The following is a 5,770-nucleotide window of genomic DNA, read 5'->3' on the forward strand; positions in this document are numbered from 1 at the left end:
GTCAGTTGCAGGCATAGAGACTACGCGCACTGCTTTACCTTCAGCGGTTAGTTGCGCAGCTGCTTCAACCGCAAGCTCAACTTCTGAACCGGTAGCAATGATGATGAGTTCTGGCTTGCCAGCACAATCTTTCAGGATGTAACCACCCTTAGCGATGTTAGCGACTTGCTCAGCGTTACGATCTTGTTGTGCAAGGTTTTGACGAGAGAAAATTAAAGATGATGGACCATCTTTACGCTCGATTGCCAGTTTCCAAGCAACCGCAGACTCAACTTGGTCACATGGACGCCATGTGCTCATGTTAGGAGTCAAACGTAGAGAAGCGATCTGCTCTACCGGTTGGTGAGTAGGGCCATCTTCGCCTAGGCCGATAGAATCGTGCGTGTAAACTTGGATGTTCTGCACTTTCATCAGAGCCGCCATACGCATCGCGTTACGCGCGTATTCCATGAACATTAGGAAGGTTGCGCCGTAGGGTACGAAACCACCGTGCAGAGCGATACCGTTCATGATCGCCGTCATGCCGAATTCACGTACACCGTAGTGGATGTAGTTACCAGAGAAGTCATCCGCCGTCAGAGACTTAGAACCCGACCACATAGTTAGGTTGGAAGGCGCTAAATCCGCAGAGCCTCCCATAAATTCAGGTAGCATAGCACCGAACGCTTCTAATGCATTTTGAGATGCTTTACGTGATGCGATATTGGCTGGGTTAGCTTGAAGATCAGCAATGATTGCGTTTGCTTTCTCTTCCCACTGCGCTGGAAGCTCGCCGTTAATACGACGTTTAAATTCTGCCGCCAACTCTGGGTATGCTGCTGCGTATGCGTCAAACTTAGCATTCCAAGCCGCTTCTTTGGCTGCGCCTGCTTCTTTCGCATCCCATTCTGCTGCGATATCCGCTGGGATTTCGAAAGGACCGTGATTCCAGCCAAGGAATTCACGTGCTGCTGCAATCTCTTCGTGGCCAAGTGGTGCACCGTGACAATCGTGAGAACCCGCTTTGTTTGGCGAACCAAAACCAATGATAGTTTTAGTACAGATAAGTGTCGGACGACCTGTTTCTGCTTTCGCCGCTTCAATAGCTGCGTTAATTGCTTCAGGATCGTGACCGTCTACTGCTGGAATGACATGCCAACCGTACGCTTCAAAACGCTTAGGGGTATCGTCAGAGAACCAACCTTCCACTTCGCCATCGATAGAAATACCGTTGTCATCCCAAAAAGCAACCAGCTTACCAAGACCAAGGGTACCCGCCAAAGAACAAGCTTCGTGTGAGATACCTTCCATCAGACAGCCATCACCCATGAATGCATAGGTAAAATGGTCAACGATGTCGTGACCTTCTTTGTTGAATTGCGCCGCCAGTGCTTTTTCAGCCATCGCCATACCAACAGCGTTAGTGATGCCTTGACCTAGAGGCCCCGTCGTTGTCTCGATACCAGGAGCGTAACCGTATTCTGGGTGGCCAGGTGTCTTAGAGTGAAGTTGGCGGAAGTTTTTCAAGTCTTCAATTGAAAGTTCGTAACCGGCTAGGTGAAGCAGAGAGTAAATCAGCATTGAACCGTGGCCGTTTGAAAGAATAAAACGGTCGCGATCTGCCCACTCTGGGTTTTGTGGGTTGTGGTTCAAGTGACCACGCCAAAGAACTTCAGCGATGTCAGCCATACCCATAGGTGCGCCTGGGTGGCCAGAGTTTGCTTGTTGTACGCCGTCCATGCTGAGTGCGCGGATAGCGTTAGCAAGATGCTTTCTAGATTGAGTCATAATTGCTTCCAAATAGAGTTAAAGTTTGAATTTGAAATAGATAATTTGATATGAAGAGGGGAACGCAAACGTTCCCCTTTTTTAATTCTTAGCGACTACAGCTTAGCGGCAATCATGTCTTCAAGCTTGCCTTGGTCAACGGCGAAGTTGCGGATGCCTTCAGCCAGTTTCTCTACAGCCATTGGATCTTGGTTGTGATCCCATAGGAACTCAGCGTGAGTCATGGCAGCGGGACGCTCTTTAGTACCGTTAGAGTCAATCAGCTTCTCTACAACGTCACCTTCCGTCGCTTCGAGTTCTGCTAGAAGCTGAGGAGCGATAGTTAGACGGTCACAACCAGCAAGTTCAAGGATCTCGCCGATGTTACGGAAGCTTGCGCCCATAACAACCGTCTTGTAACCGTGGTCTTTGTAGTAGTTGTAAATATCTGAAACAGAGATGACACCTGGATCTTCTGATGCTTCGAAATCACGACCTTCTTTCGCTTTGTACCAGTCCATGATGCGACCAACGAAAGGAGAAATCAGGAATACGCCAGCTTCAGCACAAGCACGAGCTTGAGCGAAAGAGAATAGAAGCGTTAGGTTACAGTTGATGCCTTCTTTCTCTAGGATTTCAGCCGCGCGAATGCCTTCCCAAGTAGAAGCCAGTTTGATTAGGATACGGTCGTTAGTGATACCTGCATCATTGTACATTTTGATAAGTTGACGAGCTTTAGCAACGCTGCCTTCCATATCGTAAGAAAGACGAGCATCTACTTCAGTAGAGATACGGCCAGGGACAACTTTCAGGATTTCTTTACCGATGTTTACGTTCAGCATGTCGCAAGTGTCTTGAACTTGCTGTGCTTTGTCGTCGCTTTGAGCTTTAGCGTATTCGATAGAAGCGTCAATTAGAGGCGCGTACTCAGCAATTTGAGCCGCCTTAAGAATTAGAGACGGGTTAGTTGTTGCATCTTCTGGCGTGTATTTTGCGATCGCTTCGATATCACCAGTGTCCGCTACAACTGTCGTCAGTTTGCGAAGTTGCTCTAACTTATTGCTCATAATCATTCATCCTATTTTTGGGCTTCGCTCGCCATTGGGCGATTGAAAGGGTTCAGCAAGCATGTGATACGAAGAACTCATTTCTTTGCATCAGATCTAAATTTTTATGCCGTGTGCAAGTGCTCTTGAGCGCATGCTCATTGCATGAGTAATTGATGTAATCATAATTATCGTATTCTGAAATATTGTCAATTGTTATGAGCCATATAAAGTGAATGTTGTCATGAAATTTATTTATATTAGTGGATGCAGTAGCGGTATAAACGTTTGCTTGGTTTTCTATGGCTCGCAACGATGGAGAAAACACGCTGAACATTTGTAATCTAGTTGAGCAAATGCTTGCGATCTGGTGTGAGGTTCACTTAGAATCAGTCAGTGATCTCATAGCGTAGGAATCCTTGTGCAAAATACTCAAGATATCTCACTCGAAGTAACTAACTTACTGACGGAAATTGCCGTGGCGTATTATCAAGATGGGGCCACCCAAGAGGAAATTTCACGAAAATTCTCAATATCACGGGCAAAAGTGGGTCGGTTGTTGAAACAGGCGCGTGATGAAGGGATTGTTGATATTACCGTCAAATACCACCCTGTCTTTAGTGCCAAGATCGAGCAGCGATTAATCGAGCGTTTTGGTGTGAGCCGGGCGTTAATCGCGTTGGATCAGCCCAGTGAAGAATTACAACGTGAACAAGTTGCTGGTCTAGTCTCAAACTATCTGACCAGCTCGTTAAAAAATGGCATGGTCGTTGCCGTTGGGCAGGGCAGAAACGTCTCTTCCGTTGCACATCATGTTGGTGTCATTACCCCCCGTGATTGTAAATTCGTCTGTGGCATTGGAGGCATTCACCCAAGAGGGGGTATGTTTAACGCTGACCATATCTGCCGTCAGCTCGCCAAGAAATATGGAGGTTCGTCGGAATCTCTCTACGCCCCTGCTTATGCTGAGAACCCAGATCAGAAGAAAGCGTTTATGCAAAATGCGACGGTAAAGCAGACCCTCGATCTTGCGCGTAAAGCCGATGTCGCGTTAGTCGGCATTGGTGACATGAGTGAAAATAGCTATATGGTCGACTTAGGCTGGTTTAGCACTGACGAGGTCGTTCAGTCACGTTTGACACAAGGCGTAGTTGGCGATTTTGCGGGTTATGATTTCTTCGATATTCACGGAAAGGTCGCGATTACCGTCATGAGTGACCGAGTCATCGGTTTAGGTATTGAAGAATTTCGCCCGATTGCGGAAGTCATTGCTATTGCGGCTGAAAACTCAAAACCGCTAGCGTTACTTGGTGCATTAAGGACTGGAGTGGTGGATGTTATTGCGACCAGTGTGAGCAATGCGCTCACGGTATTGAATCTTGACGAGCAGATGAGGTAGCAGTCGATCGCCGTAATGCTGATCTTAGAGTAATAAGATAGGCTTATGAATGACTTAAAGTCGCCAGCTTGGATCTGAACGTTGAAAATATTGCATCCTTGCAACGATTAGTGGGGGATGACTCGCAGCCCGATTTACTTCAAGTGCTAAATAAATAGCCAATGACTATTTTGTAACCAAATAACAGGAGGTTACAAATGAAAAAAACACTTACAACGCTGGCTATGTTGTCTGCACTCTCTGTTTCATCGGCAAGTGCAAATGAGCCAGTCGTGGCGGGTTACTTCGCCGACTGGCAATATAACAAAGAGCAAAACCCTTATACGGTGAAAGACATTCCCGCCGATAAATTGACTCACATTATCTACGCATTTTTAAGTATGTGTGGCCCTCATACTGGAGCGTCGAATGCGGTCCAAGAGCAGGTTGAGAAAGCGTGTGAGGGTAAGGCCCCTTTCAGTGCGATTATTGTTGATAGTCAAGCCGCCCTGCAACATGACTTTGGTGATGTAGAAGTCGATGTTAACTACAAAGGTCACTTTGCTCAGCTTGCTCAGTTAAAGAACGACAACCCTTCAATCAAGATTTTACCGTCATTTGGTGGTTGGACGATGTCGGAACCCTTTCATGCCATGGCGAAAGACCCTAAGGCTATGCAACAGTTCTCGAAAACAGCGGTCGAGCTTATAGAACAATATGCGTTCTTTGATGGCATCGATCTCGATTGGGAATACCCTGGGGGAGGCGGGCTGACGACATCGCCTTGGAATCCGGACACAAAGCTTAATGATGACCAAAAAGCCCAAGAACGAGAAGCCTTTACCTATTTAGTGAAAACCCTTCGCCAGGACCTCGATGCTTTATCGAAATCGACTCAACGAGAGTACGAACTGTCTACTGCTGTAGGTGTTGGCCCTAAAGCGACTCAAATTGACTGGGCGAGCGCGGCGCCTTATTTAACCAATATGTTTGCAATGACCTACGACTTCCTCGGAGGGTGGGGGCAACAAACGGGACACCTTACCAATCTTCACGCAACAGAGAGAAGCTGGTGGGGAATGGGCGCTGATGTGTTCATCAACCAAATGATAGAGGCGGGCATTCCAAGTGAGAAACTGGTTCTGGGTGCCGCATTTTATGGCCGAGGTTGGCAAGGAACAAAAGACTATCAAGGTGGATTACCTTCATCAGACCTAGTCTCTGAGAAAGGAGCGGAATTTGGTACCGGTGAGAATGGGTACTTTATGTTCTGGGATTTGATGGAAAATTACAGTGACAAGCAAGGTTATAGCTACCTATACGACGAGCAAGCTCAAGCGCCTTACTTGTGGAATGAAAAGGACAAAGTGTTTATTTCGTTTGAAGATGAACGCTCCATCCGAGCAAAGGCAGATTGGGCCAAATCAGCTAAATTAGGCGGTATCTTTACTTGGGAGCTGTCAGGGGACCCTTCTGGGAATCTCGTCGACGCGATGCATGATCAGATGAATAAGACCAATCACAGTCAGTAAGTGATCAGAAATAGCGTAGGAAAAAAGCTTGAGGACAAGGAGGAATTTTTTGATCAGTCGTTATTCTA

Annotated in this window: 4 protein-coding genes; 2 read left to right on the forward strand and 2 right to left on the reverse strand. The window is 46.9% G+C overall.

Annotated features, from left to right (window positions below; all coding sequences use genetic code 11):
* Together tkt and tal are read right to left on the reverse strand one after the other, a co-directional pair.
* Positions 1 to 1,767 (reverse strand): transketolase (tkt, locus tag ACP45E_RS16330; RefSeq protein WP_069585276.1); only part of this gene is annotated, 1,767 nt, incomplete at its 3' end.
* A gap of 95 nt (positions 1,768 to 1,862) precedes the next feature.
* Positions 1,863 to 2,813 (reverse strand): transaldolase, encoded by a 951-nt coding sequence (gene tal / locus ACP45E_RS16335; RefSeq protein ID WP_017038774.1) that lies wholly within the window; start codon positions 2,811 to 2,813, stop codon positions 1,863 to 1,865.
* A 400-nt stretch (positions 2,814 to 3,213) separates the two neighbouring features.
* Between tal and ACP45E_RS16340 the strand changes: the two genes are divergently transcribed.
* A complete protein-coding gene (locus ACP45E_RS16340) occupies positions 3,214 to 4,191 on the forward strand; it encodes a sugar-binding transcriptional regulator (RefSeq protein ID WP_017034515.1) in 978 nt (325 codons plus the stop codon).
* 197 nt (positions 4,192 to 4,388) lie between these two features.
* Positions 4,389 to 5,702, forward strand: a complete 1,314-nt coding sequence (locus ACP45E_RS16345; protein ID WP_017034516.1) for a glycoside hydrolase family 18 protein — start codon at positions 4,389 to 4,391, stop codon at positions 5,700 to 5,702.
* The last annotated feature ends 68 nt before the right edge of the window (positions 5,703 to 5,770 follow it).

The organism is Vibrio genomosp. F10 str. 9ZD137 (genome assembly GCF_049974785.1).
In the GTDB taxonomy this organism is placed as follows: Bacteria; Pseudomonadota; Gammaproteobacteria; order Enterobacterales; family Vibrionaceae; genus Vibrio.